Raw genomic sequence first — 20759 nt, forward strand, 5'->3', positions numbered from 1 at the left:
TCGTTCGCCGGCATTGAGCATGGACGACAACAGCGAACCGCCGACGGCTCCCTATCGCGATGCAGGCCGTGGCGGCATCGCGTTGCTGATCGTCGACATGATGAACGATTTCGATTTCGAGGCGGGCGCACGGTTGCGCGCCAAGGCCTGCGCGATCGCGTCCCCGATCCTGCGGCTGCGCGACGCGGTCGAGGCGGCGGGGGGCTATGTCATCTACGTCAACGACAATTTCGGCGAATGGCATTCGGAGCGGCGTCGGATCGTGGAGCGCGCGCTCGATGCCGGCCGCGACCCGGTCGTGCGCCTGGTGCCGCGCGACGAAGACTATTTCATCATCAAGCCGCAATTTTCCGGCTTCTATGCGACGAACCTGCCGGTCCTGCTGCCGAAACTGGGGGTGAGCCGGCTGATCCTCGCCGGGCTCGCGACCGATATCTGCATCCTCTTCACGGCCGCCGACGCGCACCTGCGCGATTATGCCCTGTGGGTTCCGGAAGACGCGGTGGCGGCCCTGTCGGACGAACGGCACCGCGCGGCGCTGGAAAATATGAGCGAGGCGATGGGCGCCGAGACCGCGCCCACCGATCGGCTCACGCCCGCGTCCTGGCTCGACGCGCTTGGGCGCGACGGGGCCGAAGAAAGCTGAGCGCCGTCCGCCGGGCGATTGCGGCTACGACCGGTCGGTCGAAAAGCGCCAGACAATGACGTTGCGATAGATGTCGCCCGGCGCCAGGCGCGCCGAACCGAAGGCCGGCCGGTTCGGCGTGTCGGGGAAAAGCTGCGGCTCCAGCGCCACGCCGTCGCCCATCCGGTAGCAGCCGTTCGATTTGCCGATCGTCGTCCCGTCAAGGAAGTTGCCGGAATAGAATTGCAGGCCCGGCTGGTTCGAAAGCAGGTCCATCACGCGGCCCGATGCCGGATCTGCGAGCCGCGCCACCGGCCGGGCGCCGTCGGCGAGCTCCCGTCCGATCACCCAATTATGGTCGTAGCCCCGGCCGAGGCGGATCTGATCGTCGCGCGCATCGCGGACCCGCCCGCCGATCCGCGCAGGCGCCCTGAAATCGAAAGGCGTGCCGGCGACCGGCCGGAACTCGCCGGTGGGAATGGCGCCCGCATCGGTCGGAAGGAAGGTGTCGCCATGGATGGTCAGGAGGTGATCCATCGCGCTTTCGGCGCTGCCTTCGCCGGACAGGTTCCAGTAAGCATGATTGGAAAGGCCGACGATCGTCGGTCGATCGGTGACGGCGCGATAGTCGACGCTGAGGCTGTTGTCGGCATGGAGCCGGTAGGCGGCGGTCACCGTCAGCGTGCCCGGAAACCCCTGATCTCCATCCGGGCTCACATGGCGCAGCGTGACGCCCGGCGTCGGCCCGTCGTCCATCCGCGCGATTTCCCAGTTCGCCTTGTCGAACCCGCCGGGGCCGCCATGCAGCGCATTGTCCCCATCATTGATCGGCACCTGATAATCGTCGCCATCGAGGCGGAAGCGCCCGGCAGCGATCCGGTTGGCGAAACGCCCGACCGTCGAGCCGAGATATTGCGGATGATCGAGATAGGCCGCGAGGCTGGCATGGCCCAAGGCGACATCGCCGAGGCGGCCCTCGCGATCCGGAACGCGCAGCGCCTGGATCCCGGCGCCATAGGTGATGAGGCGCACGTCCATCCCGCGCTCGTTCGTGAGCGTGATCGCCTCGACGCTCATGCCGTCCGGCAGAACTCCGAAAGCGGCGCGTTCAAGCCCCATCCATCCATCCTTTCAATTTCGTATGATTGATATGATAATAGACAGGGGCGGGTGGAGTCACTATCCGACCGGCCGTTGCAATCCGCACTTGTTCGTGCAGCCCGCGGGAGTGAGCGTGCGCAAATCCTTCTTGCTTCTGGTCGCCGCGCTCATCGGCGCGCCGTTCGCGCCCGGCCAGGCGGCCGAGCCTTCGTTCGTCCCGGTGCTGAGGACCGACTTTCCTGATCCCTTCATCCTCCCGGTCGACGATCATTTCCTCGCCTACGCGACGAACAGTGCCGGCACGAACGTCCAGGTGGCCCGGTCATCGGACCTCGTCCACTGGGAAAGGGTTCGCGACGGGGGACGGGCGCATGACGCCATGCCTGTCCTGCCGGCCTGGGCGCGCGAGGGCTGGACCTGGGCGCCCGAGGTCGCGCATGTCGGCGCAAGCTATCTCCTCTATTTCACCGCGCGGGAGCGCAGCAGCGGCCGCCAGTGCATCGGCGTCGCCCGGGCGAGCGATCCGCTCGGCCCGTTCACCAGCGATGCCGCCGAGCCGCTGGTCTGCCAGCGCGACCTTGGCGGATCGATCGATGCCAGCCCGTTCCGTGACTCGGACGGGCGGCTTTTTCTCTATTACAAGAATGACGGGAATGCGGTGCGGCGGCCGGTCCACCTCTATGCCCAGCCGATGGCCGAAGACGGCCTGAGCGTGGTGGGCACGCCGACCGCCGTTCTTGGCGTCGATTCCGATTGGGAGAACGGCCTCGTCGAGGCGCCGACCATGGTGAAGGCTGGCGCGCGTTATTTTCTGTTCTTCTCGGCGGGCTTCTTCGGCTGGCCCGCGACCGAGCGCTTCTCGCCCTACGCCATGGGATATGCGAGCTGCGATGGGCCGCTCGGGCCCTGCACGCCGGCCGCCGCCAATCCGATCCTGCACAGCTTCGACACGCGCGATGCGGGGTGCCTCAGCGGCCCGGGCCATCAAAGCGTGTTCGAGGCGCGGGGACGCTGGTTCCTCGGCTTCCACGCCTGGGCGGCGACATCGGAGTGCCGGCCTGCCGACGCGCGGCGCTATCTCTATGTCGCGCCGCTCGATCTTTCCGGGCCGGCGCCGGTGATCGGCATGAGCCTCAGGCCCGGCGCCTCGAACTAGGCGGCCGGCCCGCCCCGCCCTATCCGCCGAAGTTGAAGCGGATGCCCAGCGACACCGTCGTCTCGTCGAACCGGATGTAGCGCAGATAGTCCGCGCGCGGCGCCCCGGCGCGGGCCGAGCTGAAATCCTGGTGGAAGTGCGCGCGGGTGATGTTGGTCCAATCGCCGAAGATCGTGAGATTGGGCAGCACGGCGTAGTTGACCGAAAGGTCCAGCCGGTCGGCCGGGCGCGCGGTTTCGGTGTAGATGTCGTCGCCGCGATACTGGCGCGTCGCCGCGAAATGCGAACGTCCGCTGTAGCTCAGCCGCGCGGAGAAGCCGTAGCGCTCGTAGATGCCGACCAGATTGTAGTTCCAGCGCGAAACGCCGTTCAGCTGGTCGGTGATCGGCAGGAAGACAAGCCCGCCCGCGCCGTCCGGCTGCTGCGTCTTCGCGTCGAGATAGGTGATGTTCGCCTGGGCGCCGAAGCCGCGCGCCCAGTCCGGAAGCCAGCTGAAATCGGCGAAGGCCTGGGCCTGGAACTCGACGCCGGAAATCCGGCCCTTGCCGGTGTTCACCGGATGACTGATCTCGACCACGCCGAGCACCGGATCGGTGACCCGGAACGTCTCGTTCTGGATGAAGCCGTTGACGGTGCGGTGGAACGCGGTCAGCGCGGCGAAGCCGGAGCGCGCGAAATAATATTCGAGGCTCGCGTCGTAATTCCATGACGAATAGGGCCTGAGCGCGGGGTTTCCGCTCGACGCGCCATAGGGGCTGCTGTCGGTGCCGACCCCGCCCGGCGGCGGCGCGCCGAGCACGACGGCCGAGGAGAGCTGGCCGAAATCGGGCCGCGTGATCGTCTTCGAAATCGCGAGGCGCAGCTGGAAGCTGCGGTCGAAGCGCCAGCGCAGGCTCGCATTGGGAAGCACCTCGGTGCGCTCCCGCGCCGCTTCGGGCGGCGTGATTCCGCTCGGGCCGCTCACCTCCGAATCGATCCGGTTGACGCGCAGGCCGATGATTCCGGAAAGGTCGTTGTCGCCGAGGCCGAGCTGCCCATAGCCGGCCAGCGTGTTCTCGTGCGCGTCGAACAGCAGGGCGGGGACGACCGGCGCGGTCGTGTAGCCGCAGGTCGGGCAGTTATCGATGATGAACTGCCGCAGCTGGACGAGATTGTCGCGGATGCTCTGATAGGTCGGCGCGGCCCACTGGTAAGTGGGGTTGGCCTGGTCCACCCCGCGGAAAATGTCGAAATCGACGGGCAGCGTCGTGGCGTTGAGGCCGAGGCCGAGGATGTTGGCGTAGCGGTTGCTGTACAATCGCTGCGCGTCCCGGTTGGTATAGCGCACGCCGACCTGGATGTTGCGCAGCACGGGATTGTCGACATCGTAGGTAAGGTCGCCGCGCACCTGCCAGTCCTGCCCGGCCGATTTCTGGTTCTCTTCGAACAGGCCCTGGAAGGTCTGCGCCGCGGGATCGCCGAAATCGATCCCGCTGACCGAGAAGGACGGCCGCTCGAGATCGAAATCGACGGTGCGCGCGCCGGGCCAGATCCGGTCGAGCGACTCGGTCGAGCCGCGGAACGTGGAGATCGTGCGCGCGATATCGACGTTGATGTGCAGGCGATCCTGATTGTAGCGGAGCCCGCCGGCATATTGGAACGTGTTGGTGCGGTTGTAGGTGCCGCCCTGGAACGAGAAGAGGTTCCCGGCCGGATTGACCACCGTCCCGCTGCTGACGAGATTGGTGCCGTCGCGGAAGGTGAGGTTGTTATAGGCCTGGCCGCCATAAAGCGGCTCTTCGAGCAGCCGGTCGTCGATCTGGTTGCGGAATCCCTGCCACAGGAATTCGCCATAGAATTCCAGATTGTCGCTCGGCCGCCATTGCACCGCCGCGTTGATCGACGGCCGCTCGCGACGCCCGGAGCGATAGAAGAGCCGCTGGATATCGGGCAGCCGCACCCGCTGGCCGCTGGGCGGCACGACCGGATCGGCGATGAAGTCGGTATTGGAAATCTCGGCATCGAGATATTCCATCTGGTCGTAGGACCCGTTGATGAGGATGCCGATCTCGCCGATCCCCGTCTCCCAGCGATCGGTCGCGAGCACGTTGAAGCTCGGCCGCCACGAATGGCCCTGGACGGTACGCAATTCCCAGATCGAGCCGGCGACCTGGCCGCCGGCGAAATCGAACGGGCGACGCGAGCGCACGTTGACGAGCCCGGCGAGACCCGGCTCCACGAGATCGGCCGTCGATGTCTTGAACACTTCGAGGGCGGCGATGTTGGCCGACGGGAAATCCTGCAGCGCGACGAGACGGGTTTCCGCCGTGAAGATCTCGCGACCATTATAGGTGGTCGTGAAGAACGGGAGGCCTCGCACCAGCACGTTCTGGGCCTCGCCGCCCTGGCGATAGACCTGGACGCCCGGGATGCGCGCGGCGGTTTCGGCGGTGTTGAGGTCAGGCAGCTTGCCGATATCCTCGGCCACCACCGCATCGACGATCTGGTCCGAATTGCGCCGGATATTCTCAGACGACTGGAGGCTGCGGCGGATGCCGGTGACGACAATCGCGTCGTCCTGCGAGTCGCTCGTCGCGCCGGCCTGGGCCGGGTCGCTCGCATTTGCCTGCGCGCCTCCCTGGGCGAAGGCGGGTGTCGCCGCCAAGGCGAGGACTCCGGCCGAAACCGTGCAACGCATCAAGATGCCCAAGCGCATATCTTCCTCCCCACAGGATGACCGGCCGTCGAGCGGCTCTCTGACTGGCCGGAATATCGTTACGGACCAGAGGTGACAAGCAATTTATAAGATTTATCTGATGTGTGAAAATATGGACGGAGTCCGCCGCTCGTGCGAGTCGCGGACCGTCAGTCTCCGGAGGCGCAGATGACCCCATCTTCCGCGCGGCCACGGGTGCTCGGCCTCGTTGCCCACGATCGAATGAAGGACGATCTCGTCGATTGGGCGCGCGGCTGGGCGGAGCGGCTGGAGGGCCTCGCGCTCTTCGCGACCGGCACCACCGGCGCGCGCGTGGCCGAGGCGCTGCCCGGCCTCGAAGTGACCCGGTTGCTGAGCGGCCCGCTCGGCGGGGATCAGCAATTGGGCGCGATGATCGCGGAGGGGCGGATCGACGCGCTCATCTTCTTCGTCGATCCGCTGTCGCCCCATCCGCACGATGTCGACGTCAAGGCACTGATCCGCGTCGCGACGCTTGCCGACATCCCCTTCGCCTGCAACCGCGCAACCGCCGATGCGGTCATGCGCGCGCTCGTCTAGCCTACCACTCGGCGAAGCTGCCGTCGGCGTGGCGCCAGACCGGGTTGCGCCAGCGATGCCCGTCCTTGGCCGCGGCGCGCACCGCCGCCTCGTCGATCTCCACGCCAAGGCCGGGGCCATCCGGGATCGCAAGGTAGCCGTCCCGCGGCGTCAGGACCTCGGGATTGGTGCAGAAGTTCAGCAGATCGTGGCCGCCGGCATTGTAATGGATGCCGAGCGACATTTCCTGGATCACGACGTTCGGCGTGCAGCCCGCAAGCTGGAGGCAGGCGGCGAGGGCGAGCGGCCCGAGCGGGCAGTGCGGCGCGACCGCGACATCATAGCTTTCCGCCATCGCCGCGATCCTGCGGCTTTCGCTGAGCCCGCCGGCATGGCTGAGATCGGGCTGGATGATGTCGATCGCCCCGCTCGCCAGGAAGGGCTTGAAGTCCCAGCGCGAATAAAGCCGCTCGCCGACCGCGATCGGGGTGCTGACAAGGTTGGCGAGCTGCAGCAGCGCTTCCGGATTTTCGGAAAGGATGGGCTCCTCGATGAAGAGCAGGCCCAGCGGCTCGAGCAGCTTCGCGAGCTGCTTCGCCATCGGCCGGTGGATCCGGCCGTGGAAATCGAGCCCGACGTCCATTCCCTCGGCCTGGGCCGCCTTCACCCGTTCGACCACGTCGTCCAGATCCGGCGCGACCAGATAGTCGATCTCGCCCGTCGCGTTCATCTTGATCGCGGAAAAACCCTGATCCCGGCGGACCCTGGCGGCCGCGCCGATGTCATGCGGTCGATCCCCGCCGATCCAGGCATAGGCCCGGACACGGTCGCGCACCTTGCCGCCGAGCATTTCCCAGGCAGGCAGGCCGAAATGCCGGCCCTTCCAGTCCCACAAGGCCTGGTCCAGCCCGGCCAGCGCCGACATCAGCACCGGGCCGCCGCGATAGAATCCGCCCCGGTAGGCGACCTGCCAGATATCCTCGATTCGCCTCGGGTCCGCGCCGATGAAGCGGTCGCGGATCGCCTCGAACGCGCCGTCCACGGCCTCGGAATGGCCCTCCAGGCTCGCCTCGCCCCAGCCGAAGCTGCCGTCCTCGGCCTCGATTCGGACGAACAGCCAGCGCGGCGGCACATGGAACGTTTCGATGCGGGCGATCTTCATCCCAGGATCTTCTGAAAAGTGGTTTCTGCACATTTATATTATAAAATGGAGCGAGCAAGGCTAATAGGCTGCGACGCAATGAATCGCCGGGGTGCGATGACGACGGGATGCGACGAATGACCTGGCGGGACGGCTATATCGCGGTCGATTGGGGAACGACCAACCGCCGCGCCTATCTCGTCGCCGCGGATGGCCGCGTCGAAGACAGGTTGTCCGATCGGCGCGGTCTGCTGTCGACGCCTCCTGACGCGTTCGCGCGCGAAGCCGCGGCGATGCGGGAGCGCTTCGGCGATCGGCCGATGCTGCTTGCCGGCATGGTCGGCTCTAATCGCGGCTGGCGCGAGGCGCCCTATGCGGACGCGCCCGCCGGCGCGGCCGAGCTTGCCGCGTCGATCCTGTGGATCGAGCCTGGCCGGACCGGGATCGTTCCCGGCGTCGCGCAGCGCGGGCCTGGCGATGCCGATGTGATGCGCGGTGAAGAGGTGCAGGTGATCGGTGCGGTCGCGGCCGGATCGATCCCGGCCGATGCGCTGATGTGCCACCCGGGCACCCATACCAAGTGGATTCTCGTCGATCAGGGGCGGATCGGCCGTTTCCGGACGATGATGACCGGCGAGATGTTCGGTCTTTTGAAGACGCACAGCATCCTGTCCGAACAGATGCGCGGCGAGGTCGTGGACGATGCTTCGTTCCGCCGCGGCGTCGGCGATGGCCTTGGCGAGGCGAGCCTTCTCTCGCGCCTGTTCGGCATTCGCGCGCGGCACGTCCTGGGCGAGGATCGCGACGATGCGGCCGGCTATGCGAGCGGCCTCCTGATCGGCAGCGACGTGCGGGCCGGCCTTGCCCTGCACCGTGGCGGGCCGATCGCCCTTGTCGGCGATCCCGGCCTTTGCGCGCTCTACGGAGCGGCGCTTGCGGTCGCGGGGCGCGAGACGATCGTGGTGGATGGCGCGGCCGCCTTCCTGGCGGGAATCCGCGTGCTGACGGAGATGTTGTGATGGACCCTGTCGAGATCTTCCGGCGCTATTTCGGGCAATGTCCGCTGATCGCGATCATCCGCGGCGTTCGCCCCGAGGAGGCGGAGGCGATCGGCGGCGCGCTTGTCGATGCCGGAATCCGGATCATCGAGGTGCCGCTCAACTCGCCCGATCCGCTCGACAGCATCGCCCGCCTCGCCCGACGCTTCGGAGACGAGGCCCTGGTCGGCGGCGGCACCGTGCTGGAGGCGGCGGATGTTGCGCGGGTCGCCGATGCCGGCGGACGGATCGTCGTTTCGCCGAACTTCAACGCCGAAGTGGTCACCGCGACGGTCCGTGGCGGCCTGGTCTCGGCGCCGGGCTATTTCACGCCGAGCGAGGCCTTTGCGGCGCTCGCGGCGGGCGCCCATGTGCTGAAGCTGTTCCCGGCCGAAGCCGCGCCGCCGGCGGTGGTGAAGGCGCAGCGCGCGGTGCTTCCGCGCCACGTCCCGCTGGCGGTCGTCGGCGGTGTGACGCCCGACAGGGTGGCCGGCTATCTGGCCGCCGGCGCCGACGGCTTCGGCCTCGGCGGGGCGCTCTATCAGCCGGGCCTCGACGCGGACGAGACGGCGCGGCGGGCACGGGCCTTCCTCGCCGCGCTCAGGGAGGCGCGGGCATGACGATCCGGATCGCCATCATCGGCTATGGCAAGATCGCCGCGGATCAGCATGTGCCGGCGATCCACGGCGATCCGCGCTACGAGCTCGCGGCCGTTGCGACCCGGCAGGGCGATCCGGCGATCGGCGTCCCCTGGTTCGCGACGCCGGACGAGATGTTCGCGGCGATGCCGGGCGGGCTCGATGCCGTCGCGATCTGTACGCCGCCGTCGGTTCGTCATTCGATCGGTGCCGATGCCCTGAAGGCGGGCCTTCACGTGCTGCTCGAAAAGCCGCCGGCGTCGACGCTCGGCGAGATGGACGATCTCGGGCGCCTGGCCGCGCGCGCCGGCCGCGCCTTGTACGCCGGCTGGCATTCGCAACATGCCGCGGGGGTCGCCGGCGCGAAGGCTGCGCTTGCCGGGGAGCGGATCGCCGCGCTCGATATCCGCTGGTTCGAGGACGTCCGCAAATGGCATCCGGGGCAGCAATGGATATGGGAGCCGGGCGGGTTCGGGGTCTTCGATCCCGGCATCAACGCGCTGTCGATCGCCACGCGCATCCTGCCGATGCCGCTGTTCGTCCGCTCGGCCCGGCTGGTCGTTCCCTCCGGCCGGCAGGCCCCGATCGCGGCGGATCTCGATTTCGGCGATCGTCTCGCCGCCCGCTTCGACTGGCGCCACCGCGACGGCGAGCAATGGACGATCTCAGTTATGACCGAAATGGGCAAAAAGGTCGAACTTCGCAGCGGCGGCGCCCACTTCACCATCGACGGGGCGGAACAGGCGGTCGAGCCGCGGGGGGAATATCCATCCATCTACGATCGCTTCGCCGACCTCGTCGCGAACGGGGCCAGCGAGGTCGATGGCGAGCCGCTGCGGATCGTCGCCGACGCATTTCTGGTCGGACGCCGCGAGACGACGGAGCCGTTCGAGTGAGTGCATGGACGCACGGATCGGAGGCCGATAAAGCTCGTGGGGTCATGCTTGGCAACAACCTCACCTATGCGATGCTCGACGCGCTGGGAAAGGAGATCGTCACCGGCGGCTATGACGACCAGCCGTTTCCGACCGAGGCGGAGCTGGCACGTCGCCACGACGTCAGCCGCTCGGTGACCCGCGAAGCGGTGAAGATGCTCACCGCCAAGGGCCTGCTCACCGCGCGACCGCGAAAAGGCACGACGGTGCGTCCGCCCTCGCGCTGGAACCTGTTCGATCCCGATGTGCTGCGCTGGCTCCTTGAGCGCAAATTCTCGCTGGAGCTGCTGCGGCAGTTCAGCGAGCTCAGGATCGCCATCGAACCCGCGGCGGCGGCGCTGGCGGCGCGCGCATCGGATGCGGAGGGCAGGGCGGCGATCGGCGCGGGCTATGCCCGGATGGTGGCGGCGGAGGCCGGCAATGACGTCCCGCTCGAAGCCGATATCGCCTTCCACATCGCCATTCTCGAAGCCTCGGCCAATCCCTTCTACCAGCAGTTCCGCGACGTGGTCACGACGGCGCTTCGCACCTCGATCCGGTTCACCAACCGGTTCAAGGGCCGCACCGCGAGCCTGCCCCAGCACCATGCGGTGATGAGCGCGATCGAACGGGGCGATGCCGTCGGCGCCAAGGCGGGCATGGAAGATCTGATCGCCGATGTCATGAACCTGATCGCCGGCGCGGAACGGAACGGCTGAGCGTGGAATGCGTCGCGGCCGTGCGCGCCACGCTCGGCGAAGGTCCGGTCTGGGTCGCGCGCGAGCAGGCGCTCTACTGGGTCGACATTGTCGAGCGGCGCCTGTTCCGCTGGTCCCAAGGGGAGGCGCTTCGGACCTTCGAGCTTGGCCTGTGCTCGCTCGCGCCGCGCGCGGGCGGCGGCTTCATCGGCGGCGGGCATGAGGGTTTCCTCGCGATCGCACCGGACTTGACGGTGACCCCGCTCGGCGATCCGGAACCCGACCTTCCGCACAATCGCTTCAACGATGGAAAGGTGGATCGCGAAGGGCGCTTCTGGGCGGGGACGATGGATCGTTTCGAACGTGAGCCGAGCGGCAAGCTCTACCGGCTCGATCCGGATCTTTCGTGGACGCAGGTCGACAGCGGCTATCTCGTCACCAACGGCCCGGCCTTCAGCAACGACGGCCGGACCATGTACCATACCGATTCGGCCCGCCGCCGAGTCTACGCGTTCGACCTCGCGCCGGACGGGACCGCCGCGAACCGGCGCGTCTTCGCCGAGTTCGGCGAAGCGGACGGCTATCCGGACGGCATGACCGTGGACGCCGAGGATTGCGTGTGGATCGCCTTCTGGGACGGCTGGTGCGTGCGCCGCCTGTCGGCGAAGGCGGAGCGGCTCGCGGAGCTGCGCGTGCCGGTCCAGCGTCCGACGAGCTGCGCCTTCGGCGGCCCCGATCTGGACCGGCTCTTCATCACCTCGGCGCGGCGCGACCTGACGCCGGAGGACCTCGAAAGGCAGCCTGATGCCGGCGGGCTCTTCATGGCCGTGCCGGGCGTTTCCGGCATGCCGGAGCCGCTTTTCGCCGGCTGAGTCCACGGGAGACCGATCATCGCCAGCTTCATGTTCGCCACCGGGATCGAGAACAGCATCCCCACCATCGACAACGGCCGGACCCGGGTCGACCAGATGGAGTCATGCGGCCATTACAAACATTGGAAGCTCGACTTCGACTGCGTCGAGGAACTGGGTCTCAGATTCCTGCGCTACGGGCCGCCGTTGCACCGCACCTATCTCGGGCCCGGCCGCTACGACTGGGAATTCGCCGACCTGACGTTCGCGGACCTCAAGCGTCGGGATATCATCCCGATCGTCGATCTGTGCCATTTCGGAGTCCCTGACTGGATCGGCGATTTCCAGAATCCCGATCTTCCGCATCTCTTCGCCCGCTATGCCGGCGATTTCGCCGAGCGCTATCCATGGGTGCAGCTCTATACCCCGATGAACGAGATGTTCATCTGCGCCGTCTTCTCGGCCATGTACGGATGGTGGAACGAGCAGCTGCAGAGCGACAGGGCGTTCGTCACCGCCTTGAAGCACATCGTCAAGGCGAACGTCATGGCGATGACCGAAATCCTCAAGCGACGTCCCGACGCGATTTTCATCCAGAGCGAGTCGTCGGAATATTTCCACGCGGACAGCCCCGCGGCGATCCACGAGGCGGAGCTTCGCAACCGCTGGCGCTTCCTTCCGCTCGATCTCAACTACGGCAACCGCGTCAACAGCGAGATGTACGAATATCTTCTGGAGAACGGGATGACGAAGGAGGAATATAACTGGTTCCTCACCCACCGGCTCAAGCAGCACTGCATCCTGGGCAACGATTATTATCTCACCAACGAGCATCGCGTCTTCGCCGACGGCCATAGCGAGGCATCCGGCGAGGTCTTCGGCTATGCCGAGATCACGCGGCAATATTACGAACGCTACGGCCTCCCGATCATGCACACCGAAACCAACATGCGGGAGGGGCCGACCGGGCAGGAGGCCGTGCAGTGGCTGTGGAAGGAATGGGCGAATGTCCTGCGGATCCGCAATGTCGGCATCCCGACGGTCGGCTTCACCTGGTATTCGCTGACCGACCAGATCGACTGGGACACGGCGCTCCGCGAGCGCAACAACAGGGTCCATCCGGTCGGTCTCTACGATCTCGACCGCAACATCCGCCCGGTGGGCCGGGCCTACAAGAAGCTGATCGCCGACTGGCGCGAACTGCTGCCCGCCTCAAGCCTGTGCCTGGTCGTGCCGGTGGTCCCGCCGTCCCGCGCCGAAAGCGGCCATGCCCGCGAACAGAGGGAGGCAGCGGCCGAACATCTCGACGACGTCTCCACCGAGGCGTCGTCGCCCGAAATCGGAGGTTAGTGGCGGCCGCTCAGGCGGCGCGCTTGAGCTTCGGTCTGCCCGCCTGGCCGTAGCGGCCCTCGCAGGCGGCTTCTTCCGCCGTCAGCGGGCGCATGAAGCCGATGCACAGGTGCCGGCCGAATATATCGTCACCGCGCACCAGCAGCTCGGCATCGGTCTTCTCGGGCAGGCTGTCCCGGATCGCGGTCAACCGGCCGATCAGCTCGTCGAGCGAGGTGTGATCCCCGACCTCGACATAATCCTTGATCAATCTCGACATATCTCTTCCCCGCTCATCCCCGGGGCCTTTCTACCCCTGCGGATTCGACGCACAATATGTAATCTATGTTTACGCAGGTTACGAGGCGCTGAACGCGAACGTCTTCCGGTTCACATGATCTGCGCCAGCAGCTCGTCGACGCGCCGTTCGGCATCGGCGAGCGCCCGGTCCACCGGCTTGGCGCCAGTCACGGCCGCCTCCAGCTCCTCGCCGATCAATCCCTGGATCGCCGATTGCCGCTGGACATAATCGGGCAGCTGCGCGCCGGTCGCGGCCATCTGCGCGATGTCGGCGCGATGCGGCAAGGCGCGGAACCGCGGCATCGCCAGCACGGCGCGGAACGAGGGGAGCTGCCCGGTACGGGTCCACTCGAACTCATGCGCGGCGAGGAAATGGAGCAGCCGCGCGATCGCCCGCCGTTCCGCCGGGCTGCGCTCGGCGCCGGGGACGACCCAGGCGTGGCCGTCGACGAACGCGGCCTCGTGTCCCCAAAGGCGCGGGAACGGGCGGACGACATAGGCGCGGTACAGCGGATGGCCCGACGTTGTCGCTTCCTTGTCATAGGGCCCGATCATCCAGGTGCCGGTCGGGAAGATGCCGCCGTCGCCATTGGTGAAGCTGGCGGTCGCGGCCGGGAAGTCCTGGTTGCGGGTCGTCAGGCCCTCGGCGTTCAGCGTCCGGAACAGGGTGACGATCTCGCGCGCCTCCGGGGTGTTCAGCCGGACATGCCGGGCGTCGGGAAAGATGACCGCGTTTTGGGCGATCAACCAGGTGTAGAGATTGGCGACATGATAATCGGGCGCGTTCACCTGCGCCTGGATCAGATAGGGCTTGCCGGTGCGGGCGCGGAACTGCCGCGCCTGCGCCAGAAGCTCGGCGGGCGAATGCGGCAGGATCGGCCGATCGCCGTCCATCAGCCCCGCCTGCGCCATCAGCCGGGTGTTGATGTGCCACAGCCGCCCGATCGTGTCCCAGGGCATCCCGTAGATCCGGCCCGCCTTGACGACCCCGGCGCGGGCCGCGTCGGTGAACTGGGCGGGCTGGATCCCGGCTTCGGCGAGCAATCCGTCCATCGGCTCGAGCAGGCCGCGGCCCTGATAATCGGAGATGGTGGATTGGTGCATCGTCACCAGATCGGGCGGATCACCCGCCGCGATCTGCGCGGAAAGCTGCGGATAGCCGGGCCAGGCGACCACGTTGACCTTGACCCTTATGTCCGGATTTTCCGCCTGGAAGCGGTTGATGAGCGTCGTCAGGATGCCGCATTCGGTATCGGCGGCGGCGACGTCGGTGCTGTGCCCGTAAACCGCGCCGCATTCGCCGAAGAAGCGCTGGACGACGATCTCGACGCGTGTGTCCCGCGGCGCGCAGCTGCCGAGCAGGAGCGCCCCGGCAATGGCGAGGATCAGACGTCTCATCGCATCGCCGCCCCGGCCATCGCCCGAACGATCTGCTTCTGGAAGACGATGTAGACGATGAGGATCGGGATCGAGGCGAAGACCGCCTGGGCCATCAGGAAGCCGAGCCCGCTCGTTTGCGCATAGTTCATCTGCGCCGAGGCGAGGCCGACGGTGAGGGTGAAGCGGTCGCTCGTCGTGGCCGAGATGAGCGGCCACCAATAATCGTTCCAGCTGCCGAGGAACGTGAAGACGCCGAGCGTCGCCTGGGCCGGCAGGGTGAGCGGCAGCAGCACCTTCCAGAACAGCGTCAGCCGCGAGGCGCCGTCGAGCATCGCCGCCTCGTCGAGCTCGACCGGGATCGCCCGGAAATATTGGGTCATGAAGAAGACGGCGAAGGGCGCGACCAATCCGGGAAGGATCAACCCGGGATAGCTGTTGTGCAGGTGCAGGACCGCGAAGAACTGGTGGCGCGGCAGGATCACCGCCTGCTCCGGAATGGCCAGGCCGAGCAGCACGAGGACGAAGAGCGTGCGCCGGAACGGAAAATCGAGGCGGGCGAAGCCGTAGCCGGCGAGCGAGCTCAGGATCAGGACGCCCGCCGTGGTCCCCAGCGATACGATCAGGCTGTTGAGCAGCCACCGGCCGATCTGCGAGCCGACCAGGATCGCGTGATAATTTTCGAGCGTGTAGGGGCCGGAGAAGGCGGCGGCGCTGCTTCGCATCAGCTCCGCATTGCTCTTGAACGAGAGCAGCAGGGTCCAGATGAGCGGCGTCACCATGATCGCCGCGCCGATCGTCACGCCGATCAACGCGGGAACCCCCAGCCGGTCGCGCTGCGGCCCGCCGCTCACCGCTCCGGCTCCCGGCGCGTGACCAGCCAGTATTGAAGCAGGGTGACCGCCAGGACGAGGACGAAGAGCAGCTCCGCGGCGGCCGATGCGTAGCCAAGCTCCCAACGGCCGAACGCGGCCTCGTAGATGAAGAGCACCATGGTGCGCGACGCGCCGCCGGGGCCGCCGCCGGTGAGCAGCTGGACCTGGCCGAACAGCTGGAGCTGGGCCGCTGTCTGCAGCATCACGACGAGCAGCAGCGTGCGGCGGAGCGAGGGCAGGGTGATCCGCCGGAAGGTCGTCCACTTGCCGGCGCGGTCGAGCGCCGCGGCCTCGTAGATGTCGGGGTTGATCTGCTGCAGCCCGGCGAGGAACAGCATCGTCGGGAAGCCGAGCGACCACCAGATCGTCGTGATGGCGACCGCCGGGATGACGAGGCTCGGATCGCTGAGGAACGGGGCGGGCGCGAGCCCGAGCGCGGTGGCGCCGTAAGCGAGCAGGCCCGCATCCGGGGTCAGGATGAAGCGCCAGATCAGGGTGACGATCGTCACCGACAGGACCGAGGAGGAAAAGAAGATCCCGCGAAAGATCGCGGCGGCGCGCGTCGCCCGGTTGAGCGCAAGCGCAAGCAGCAGGGCGATCAGGGTCAGCGGCGGGACGATCAGGAGCGCGAGCTTGATCGTGTTGACGATGGATCGCAGGAAAACCGGATCGGCGAGGAGCCGCGCATAATTGTCGATCCCGGCCCAGCGACGCGCCCCGAACAGGTCGGCATGATCGAAGCTGAGCCCGATGCCGAGCAGCAACGGATAGATCAGGATCACCAGATAGAGGAGGAGGAACGGCCCGACGAAGGCGAAGCCCGCGTAGCGCGCCCGGCCGCCCGCGTTCATGTCGCCGGCTCGGCGTGGTGGCCGACATCGTCGGGACCGAACAGGTGGGCGGCGCCGCCGTCGATGGAGAGCCCGACCTTCTGGCCGATCGCGACGCGGCTGTTTCCCTGATCGGACGCCGTGATGTCCTGTCCGTCGGCGAGCTTCGCATAGACGAGGGTGCGATCGCCGAGGCGCTCGACCAGCTGTACCTCGGCATCGGTCGTGCCCGCGCCCGGCGCCACCACGGACACCGCCTCGGGCCGCAGCCCGAGCCGCAGCGCGCCCGGCGGAAGCGCCTTGCGGGCTATGCGGGTCCCGACCTCCGCCCCGTCGCTCAGCTTCACGCGCGCATGGCCGCCGTCGCTATCCACCAGCGTCGCCGGCGCCAGCGTCATCGCCGGCGAGCCGACGAAGCGCGCGACGAAGGCGTTGGCGGGATGCGCATAGATTTCCATGGGAGTCCCGACCTGCTGGATCCGCCGTTCGTTCATCACGACGATCCGGTCGGCGAGCGTCATCGCCTCCGCCTGATCGTGCGTGACCATGATCACGGCGGCGGCGACCCGCCGGCGGAGCTGCGCAAGCTCGACCCGGGTCCGCGTGCGAAGCGCCGCGTCGAGGTTGGACAAGGGTTCATCCAGCAGGAACAGGCCGGGCTGCTTGACGATGGCGCGGCCGATCGCGACGCGCTGGCGCTGGCCGCCGGACATCTGCGCGGGCTTCTTGTCGAGCTGATCCTTGATCTCGAGCACCTCGGCGGCCTGGGCAATGCGCGCGTCGATCTCGTCTTTCGGAACGCGCGCGTTGCGAAGCCCGAAGGCCATGTTCTCGCGCACCGTCATGTGCGGGTAGAGCGCATAGCTCTGGAACACCATCGCGACGTTGCGCTCCCCGGGGGGCAGCTGGTCGATCCGCCGTCCGGCGAGCCGCACCTCACCGGCGTCGGCCGTTTCGAGGCCGGCGATGATCCTGAGAAGCGTGGACTTGCCGCTTCCGGACGGGCCGAGAAAGGCCACGAACTCGCAATCGTCCATCTCCAGCGACACGTCGTCGAGAACGCGCGTGCCGCCATAGGATTTGCGAATGTTGAGCAGCTCCAGGCTCGTCACCCTGTCCTCTTTTATATTATTTATCGCACTTTTGTCGAAGCGCCTTCCGCCGTCAATGCGCTTCAATAAGCCGGTGTCAGCAGACCGTCGATCATGTGGTGCTGGACCACCGGCTCCAGCAGATCCGTCACGCGGCAGGTGAGGTGATCCCGGACGCGCGCGGGCAGAGCGTCGAGATAGGCGCGGGTAACCTGAAGATCGTGGTGCGCGGCATTGGTCGCGTCGGGCGCATCGACCCCCACCACCAGGACCGGGCGCGCCTCATCCGATCGGTCGGCGGTGCCGCGATGGATGGTCAGCGCCGATCGGGCCGACATGTCGCCGCGCTGCGGAAGCGTGCGGACCATCCGCTCGGCGTAGCGGGGCCACAATTCGCGCGGCGGGAACATCCCTTTCGGGCACCCCTCGATCCGGTCCCATTGCGTCCCCGGCGCAATCTCGAACGGCCCGTGCTCGGGCCTGGTGTCGACCGAGGTCAGGTTGAAGGCGAGCGAATTGAGGCGGCGTCCCACCGTCGTCGCCTCCGGGGCCGCGAAGTCGCGGTGCCACGGCTGGTCGGCCGCGCCGGGGAAGGGGATGTCGAAGCCGATCTCGACGATGCGGTAATCGGGCCCGAGCACCGACTCGCACACGGCGACGAACCAGGGATGGGTGGCGATCTCCACGAAGCCGCGCACACGTTCGGGCTGGACCTCCACGTAGAAACGATTGGGCCCGCGGGGGAGCGCCCCGCCGGGCACGGCCCGCGCCTCTTCGTAGAGCGTTTCGATGTCCTCGCGCAGGCGATCGGCGAAGGCGACGCTGAACGCGCCCTTGAGCGCGATGATGCCGTCGCCATAGAGCCCGGCCATGATGTCCGCGGCTTCCCAGGGGCCTGCCGGCCCGGCGCTCACCGTCGAGTCCATAATTATCTTATAAATGTGATTTAGTGGCTTTCAAGGCGGCATGAGATGCGTCTATCGGGCGCCGCATGTCGACTCAGCCATTCGAAGTAGAGGCCCGCGCCGAGGGCATCGCCACCCGCATCACGGTCCGCCGCGGCGAGCAGGAGCGCAGCTATCGCCTGCCCACCGGCAACCACCGTCACTACACCTTGTTCTTCAGCGAGCTCGCCCGCGATTTCGGCACGCGCGTCCCGCACGTCAATGACGGCCCGGGGCTCGCGGCGGAGGGGGAGGAGCCGGACTGGCGTCCGCTCATCCTGGAAAATCTGAGCCCGCTCACCACCGCCGGCTATGGCGATCCCGCCGTGCTCAAGACGCAGGACGGCTATTGGCTGGTCGCGACGTCGAACGACGCGCCCGATGCCTTTCCGATCCTGCACAGCGAGGACCTCGAGAGCTGGCGGCACGAAGGCTTCGTCTTCCCCTCGGGATCGGCGCCGGAATGGACGGCCCATGGCCGGACGGTGGGCGATTTCTGGGCGCCCGAAATGGCGAAGGTCGGCGATGAATATTGGCTCGTCTACACGGCGCGCCAGCATAGCAACGCGCTCGCCATCGGGCTGGCGAAGGCACCGCACCCGACCGGTCCGTGGCGCGATCTCGGCCACCCGCTGGTCGGCGGCTTCGCGATCAACACGACCGGCTTGCCTGACGATTCTCCGCAGGCCGTGCTGAGTGGCGGGGTTATCGACAGCCATATCTTCATCGACGCCAATGGCGATCGCTACCTCTTCTGGAAGCGCGACACGAATGGCGTGTGGCCGCGTCCGCTCGCCGGGCTGCTGGGCCAGCAGCCGGAGCTGATCGACCGTCTGTTCTCGTCGGAAAGCGATCGCCGCACCGCCGCCTTCGCCGCCGCCGTCCTCCCCTGGGCCAACAGCCGGCGGCCGATGGAGCGATTCTTCTTCATGCAGCCGCTGATCGAGGCGGTGCTCGACAATTGGCGCCATGTGAAGGAGGTGCTCGCGACCGTCGAGCGCGCCGACTGGATCCTCGACGCAATGAGCACCCCCATTCACGCCCAGCCGCTGTCCGGACAGGGGGAGCTGATCGGCAGCGACACGATCGTCCTGACCAACGATCTCGACTGGGAAGGCCATCTGATCGAGGGGCCGTGGGTTACGCGCCAGCAGGGCCGTTACTGGCTCTTCTATGCCGGAAACGATTTCGGGACGCCCGCTTACGGCATCGGTGTCGCGGTCGCCGATCATCCGCTTGGGCCCTATGTGAAGCAGCCCGAGCCGCTGCTGAAGTCCAGCCGCAGCTGGTGGGCGCCGGGCCATGCGTCGGTCGCCCCCGGGCTGGACGGCGAGCCGCAGCTTTTCTTCCACGCCTTCTTCCCGGGGACCGGGGGCTATAACGAGTTTCGGGCGCTCCTGACGGCGCGCCTCCATTTCGGACCGGACGGGGTGACGGTCGGCTAGGGCGCCGCGGGCGCGCCCTGGACCGTTTCGGTGGGCCCGCCGTCGGCAAGGCGCGGCCAGCCGTTTCGCCAGACGAGCCGATCGAGCAGCATCACGCGGCGCGTATTCAGCTCGTCGGCGGGGTTTTCGCGCGGCCACCTTGTGTCGACGGCGTGATAGGCGATCCACAGCTGCCCGCGGGCATCGGCAATGACGCTGTTGTGGCCAGGCGCGGTCCATAGGCCGCGTTTCGCGAGGATGACGCCGCCGGGCTGGAAGGGGCCTGTCGCGTGCCGCGAACGGGCGACCATCACCGCATAATGGGCGTTCGGGCCGCAGCAGGCGTCCCCGGAATAGAAGAGATAATACCATCCCCCGCGAAGCACGACCCAGGCGCCCTCGACGAGCCGCTGGTAATCATCCGGACCGGCATTTTGATGGACCTGAACCAGTTCAACCGGGCGGCTGCCGGGCGCGAAGGAGATGCGGTCGGGGGCGAGCTCCTGGACCTTGATCGGGCCGAAGCCGGAGCCCCAATAGAGCAGCCGCCGCCCGGTCGCTGGATCGTCGAAGGCCATCGGATCGATGTTGACGAATCCCGACCCGCACTGGAGCGGGTGGCCGACATCCGTGAAGGGCCCCTCGGGCCGCTCGGCCGTCGCGACCGCGAGGCAAAGGCCTGGCTCCGCGTCGGCGGGCGTCGGATCGGGGCGGGCGGAATAATAGAGATAATAGCGCCCATCGTGCCGGACGACGTGCGGCGCCCAGAAATCCTGCGTCCGGCTCGCCCAGACTGGCTTGACCGGGAGGGCATCGCCCAGCTGCTCCCAGCGCACCAGATCGGCCGAACGCGCCACCTGGATATTGAGCATGTGGCCGTCGTGCGCGCTCTGCGTCGCATAAGCGTAATAGGCGCCGTCCGGTGCCTGGAGGATGGCGGGATCGGGAAAGTCGCGGTCGATCACCGGATTGGCGTAGGTGGCCGGCGCGCCGCGCGATCCGTCCGCGGCTCCGGTGAGGAGCGCAAGGCACAGAAAGGCGGCGGACCATCCCATTCGCCCAGCATAGCAGCACAGGTCCGGGCGGACAGGGATCAAATCAGGGCCGCGGCCTAACCTGGATCAGCGAGATTTCGTCGCGGGCGCAGGAACCGCGCGCGTTTGCGCGACGTTCTGGAAATGTCCGTAACCCGTTTT

General features: G+C 67.3%; 20 protein-coding genes. 10 read left to right on the forward strand and 10 right to left on the reverse strand.

Annotation, left to right across the window (positions count from 1 at the left end; genetic code table 11):
- Positions 1 to 19: 19 nt before the first annotated feature.
- Positions 20 to 646: a cysteine hydrolase family protein gene (locus FRZ32_RS11250; protein ID WP_147043587.1), complete on the forward strand. Its 627-nt coding sequence runs from the start codon at positions 20 to 22 to the stop codon at positions 644 to 646.
- A 24-nt stretch (positions 647 to 670) separates the two neighbouring features.
- Here the strand turns inward: FRZ32_RS11250 and FRZ32_RS11255 are convergent, their stop codons facing one another.
- A complete protein-coding gene (locus tag FRZ32_RS11255; protein ID WP_147043588.1) occupies positions 671 to 1744 on the reverse strand; it encodes an aldose epimerase family protein in 1074 nt (357 codons plus the stop codon).
- A 115-nt stretch (positions 1745 to 1859) separates the two neighbouring features.
- Here FRZ32_RS11255 and FRZ32_RS11260 point away from each other — a divergent pair, with 115 nt between their 5' ends.
- Positions 1860 to 2882 (forward strand): glycoside hydrolase family 43 protein, encoded by a 1023-nt coding sequence (locus FRZ32_RS11260; RefSeq protein WP_243445271.1) that lies wholly within the window; start codon positions 1860 to 1862, stop codon positions 2880 to 2882.
- Between the two features lie 19 nt (positions 2883 to 2901).
- On the opposite strand, the gene FRZ32_RS11265 is transcribed toward FRZ32_RS11260, so the two are convergent.
- A complete protein-coding gene (locus FRZ32_RS11265; protein WP_158635907.1) occupies positions 2902 to 5559 on the reverse strand; it encodes a TonB-dependent receptor in 2658 nt (885 codons plus the stop codon).
- A 186-nt stretch (positions 5560 to 5745) separates the two neighbouring features.
- Here FRZ32_RS11265 and FRZ32_RS11270 point away from each other — a divergent pair, with 186 nt between their 5' ends.
- Positions 5746 to 6135 carry a methylglyoxal synthase gene (locus tag FRZ32_RS11270; protein ID WP_147043591.1) on the forward strand — a complete coding sequence of 130 codons (390 nt, stop codon included), beginning with the start codon at positions 5746 to 5748 and terminating at the stop codon, positions 6133 to 6135.
- A 1-nt stretch (position 6136) separates the two neighbouring features.
- On the opposite strand, the gene dgoD is transcribed toward FRZ32_RS11270, so the two are convergent.
- Positions 6137 to 7276 carry a galactonate dehydratase gene (gene dgoD, locus FRZ32_RS11275; protein ID WP_147043592.1) on the reverse strand — a complete coding sequence of 380 codons (1140 nt, stop codon included), beginning with the start codon at positions 7274 to 7276 and terminating at the stop codon, positions 6137 to 6139.
- Between the two features lie 116 nt (positions 7277 to 7392).
- On the opposite strand from dgoD, the gene FRZ32_RS11280 reads away from it, so the two are divergent.
- The 6 genes from FRZ32_RS11280 to FRZ32_RS11305 are packed head-to-tail and all read left to right on the forward strand — an operon-like array spanning position 7393 to position 12743.
- Entirely contained in the window at positions 7393 to 8274 is an 882-nt protein-coding gene (locus FRZ32_RS11280) for a 2-dehydro-3-deoxygalactonokinase (RefSeq protein ID WP_147043593.1), read from the forward strand.
- Entirely contained in the window at positions 8274 to 8912 is a 639-nt protein-coding gene (locus tag FRZ32_RS11285; RefSeq protein WP_147043594.1) for a 2-dehydro-3-deoxy-6-phosphogalactonate aldolase, read from the forward strand. The genes FRZ32_RS11280 and FRZ32_RS11285 overlap by 1 nt, the downstream gene beginning before the upstream one ends.
- Positions 8909 to 9826 (forward strand): Gfo/Idh/MocA family protein, encoded by a 918-nt coding sequence (locus tag FRZ32_RS11290; protein WP_147043595.1) that lies wholly within the window; start codon positions 8909 to 8911, stop codon positions 9824 to 9826. Before FRZ32_RS11285 ends, FRZ32_RS11290 begins: the two co-directional genes overlap by 4 nt.
- A gap of 44 nt (positions 9827 to 9870) precedes the next feature.
- A complete protein-coding gene (locus FRZ32_RS11295) occupies positions 9871 to 10563 on the forward strand; it encodes a FadR/GntR family transcriptional regulator (protein ID WP_147043596.1) in 693 nt (230 codons plus the stop codon).
- 2 nt (positions 10564 to 10565) lie between these two features.
- The gene (locus FRZ32_RS11300) at positions 10566 to 11414 is read left to right on the forward strand and encodes an SMP-30/gluconolactonase/LRE family protein (RefSeq protein WP_243445272.1); all 849 of its coding nucleotides are present in this window, start codon (positions 10566 to 10568) and stop codon (positions 11412 to 11414) included.
- Between the two features lie 30 nt (positions 11415 to 11444).
- The gene (locus FRZ32_RS11305) at positions 11445 to 12743 is read left to right on the forward strand and encodes a family 1 glycosylhydrolase (RefSeq protein WP_147043598.1); all 1299 of its coding nucleotides are present in this window, start codon (positions 11445 to 11447) and stop codon (positions 12741 to 12743) included.
- Between the two features lie 10 nt (positions 12744 to 12753).
- Here FRZ32_RS11305 and FRZ32_RS11310 read toward each other — a convergent pair whose 3' ends face one another.
- The 6 genes from FRZ32_RS11310 to FRZ32_RS11335 form a co-directional block, all read right to left on the reverse strand.
- Positions 12754 to 13002 (reverse strand): hypothetical protein, encoded by a 249-nt coding sequence (locus FRZ32_RS11310; protein WP_147043599.1) that lies wholly within the window; start codon positions 13000 to 13002, stop codon positions 12754 to 12756.
- 110 nt (positions 13003 to 13112) lie between these two features.
- Positions 13113 to 14420 carry an ABC transporter substrate-binding protein gene (locus FRZ32_RS11315; RefSeq protein WP_147043600.1) on the reverse strand — a complete coding sequence of 436 codons (1308 nt, stop codon included), beginning with the start codon at positions 14418 to 14420 and terminating at the stop codon, positions 13113 to 13115.
- Positions 14417 to 15253, reverse strand: a complete 837-nt coding sequence (locus FRZ32_RS11320; protein WP_243445273.1) for a carbohydrate ABC transporter permease — start codon at positions 15251 to 15253, stop codon at positions 14417 to 14419. The genes FRZ32_RS11315 and FRZ32_RS11320 overlap by 4 nt, the downstream gene beginning before the upstream one ends.
- Entirely contained in the window at positions 15250 to 16125 is an 876-nt protein-coding gene (locus tag FRZ32_RS11325; protein ID WP_147043601.1) for a carbohydrate ABC transporter permease, read from the reverse strand. The genes FRZ32_RS11320 and FRZ32_RS11325 overlap by 4 nt, the downstream gene beginning before the upstream one ends.
- Positions 16122 to 17216, reverse strand: coding sequence for an ABC transporter ATP-binding protein (locus FRZ32_RS11330; RefSeq protein WP_147043602.1), 1095 nt, complete (start codon positions 17214 to 17216; stop codon positions 16122 to 16124). Before FRZ32_RS11330 ends, FRZ32_RS11325 begins: the two co-directional genes overlap by 4 nt.
- 62 nt (positions 17217 to 17278) lie before the next feature.
- Complete coding sequence (locus FRZ32_RS11335) at positions 17279 to 18121, reverse strand: phytanoyl-CoA dioxygenase family protein (protein ID WP_147043603.1); 843 nt, start codon at positions 18119 to 18121, stop codon at positions 17279 to 17281.
- Between the two features lie 65 nt (positions 18122 to 18186).
- On the opposite strand from FRZ32_RS11335, the gene FRZ32_RS11340 reads away from it, so the two are divergent.
- Positions 18187 to 19584 (forward strand): family 43 glycosylhydrolase, encoded by a 1398-nt coding sequence (locus FRZ32_RS11340; RefSeq protein ID WP_147043604.1) that lies wholly within the window; start codon positions 18187 to 18189, stop codon positions 19582 to 19584.
- On the opposite strand, the gene FRZ32_RS11345 is transcribed toward FRZ32_RS11340, so the two are convergent.
- Positions 19581 to 20618 carry a glycoside hydrolase family 43 protein gene (locus FRZ32_RS11345; protein WP_147043605.1) on the reverse strand — a complete coding sequence of 346 codons (1038 nt, stop codon included), beginning with the start codon at positions 20616 to 20618 and terminating at the stop codon, positions 19581 to 19583. The genes FRZ32_RS11340 and FRZ32_RS11345 overlap by 4 nt on opposite strands.
- Between the last annotated feature and the right edge of the window lie 141 nt (positions 20619 to 20759).

Source organism: Sphingosinicella ginsenosidimutans, assembly GCF_007995055.1.
GTDB classification, from domain to species: Bacteria; Pseudomonadota; Alphaproteobacteria; order Sphingomonadales; family Sphingomonadaceae; genus Allosphingosinicella; species Allosphingosinicella ginsenosidimutans.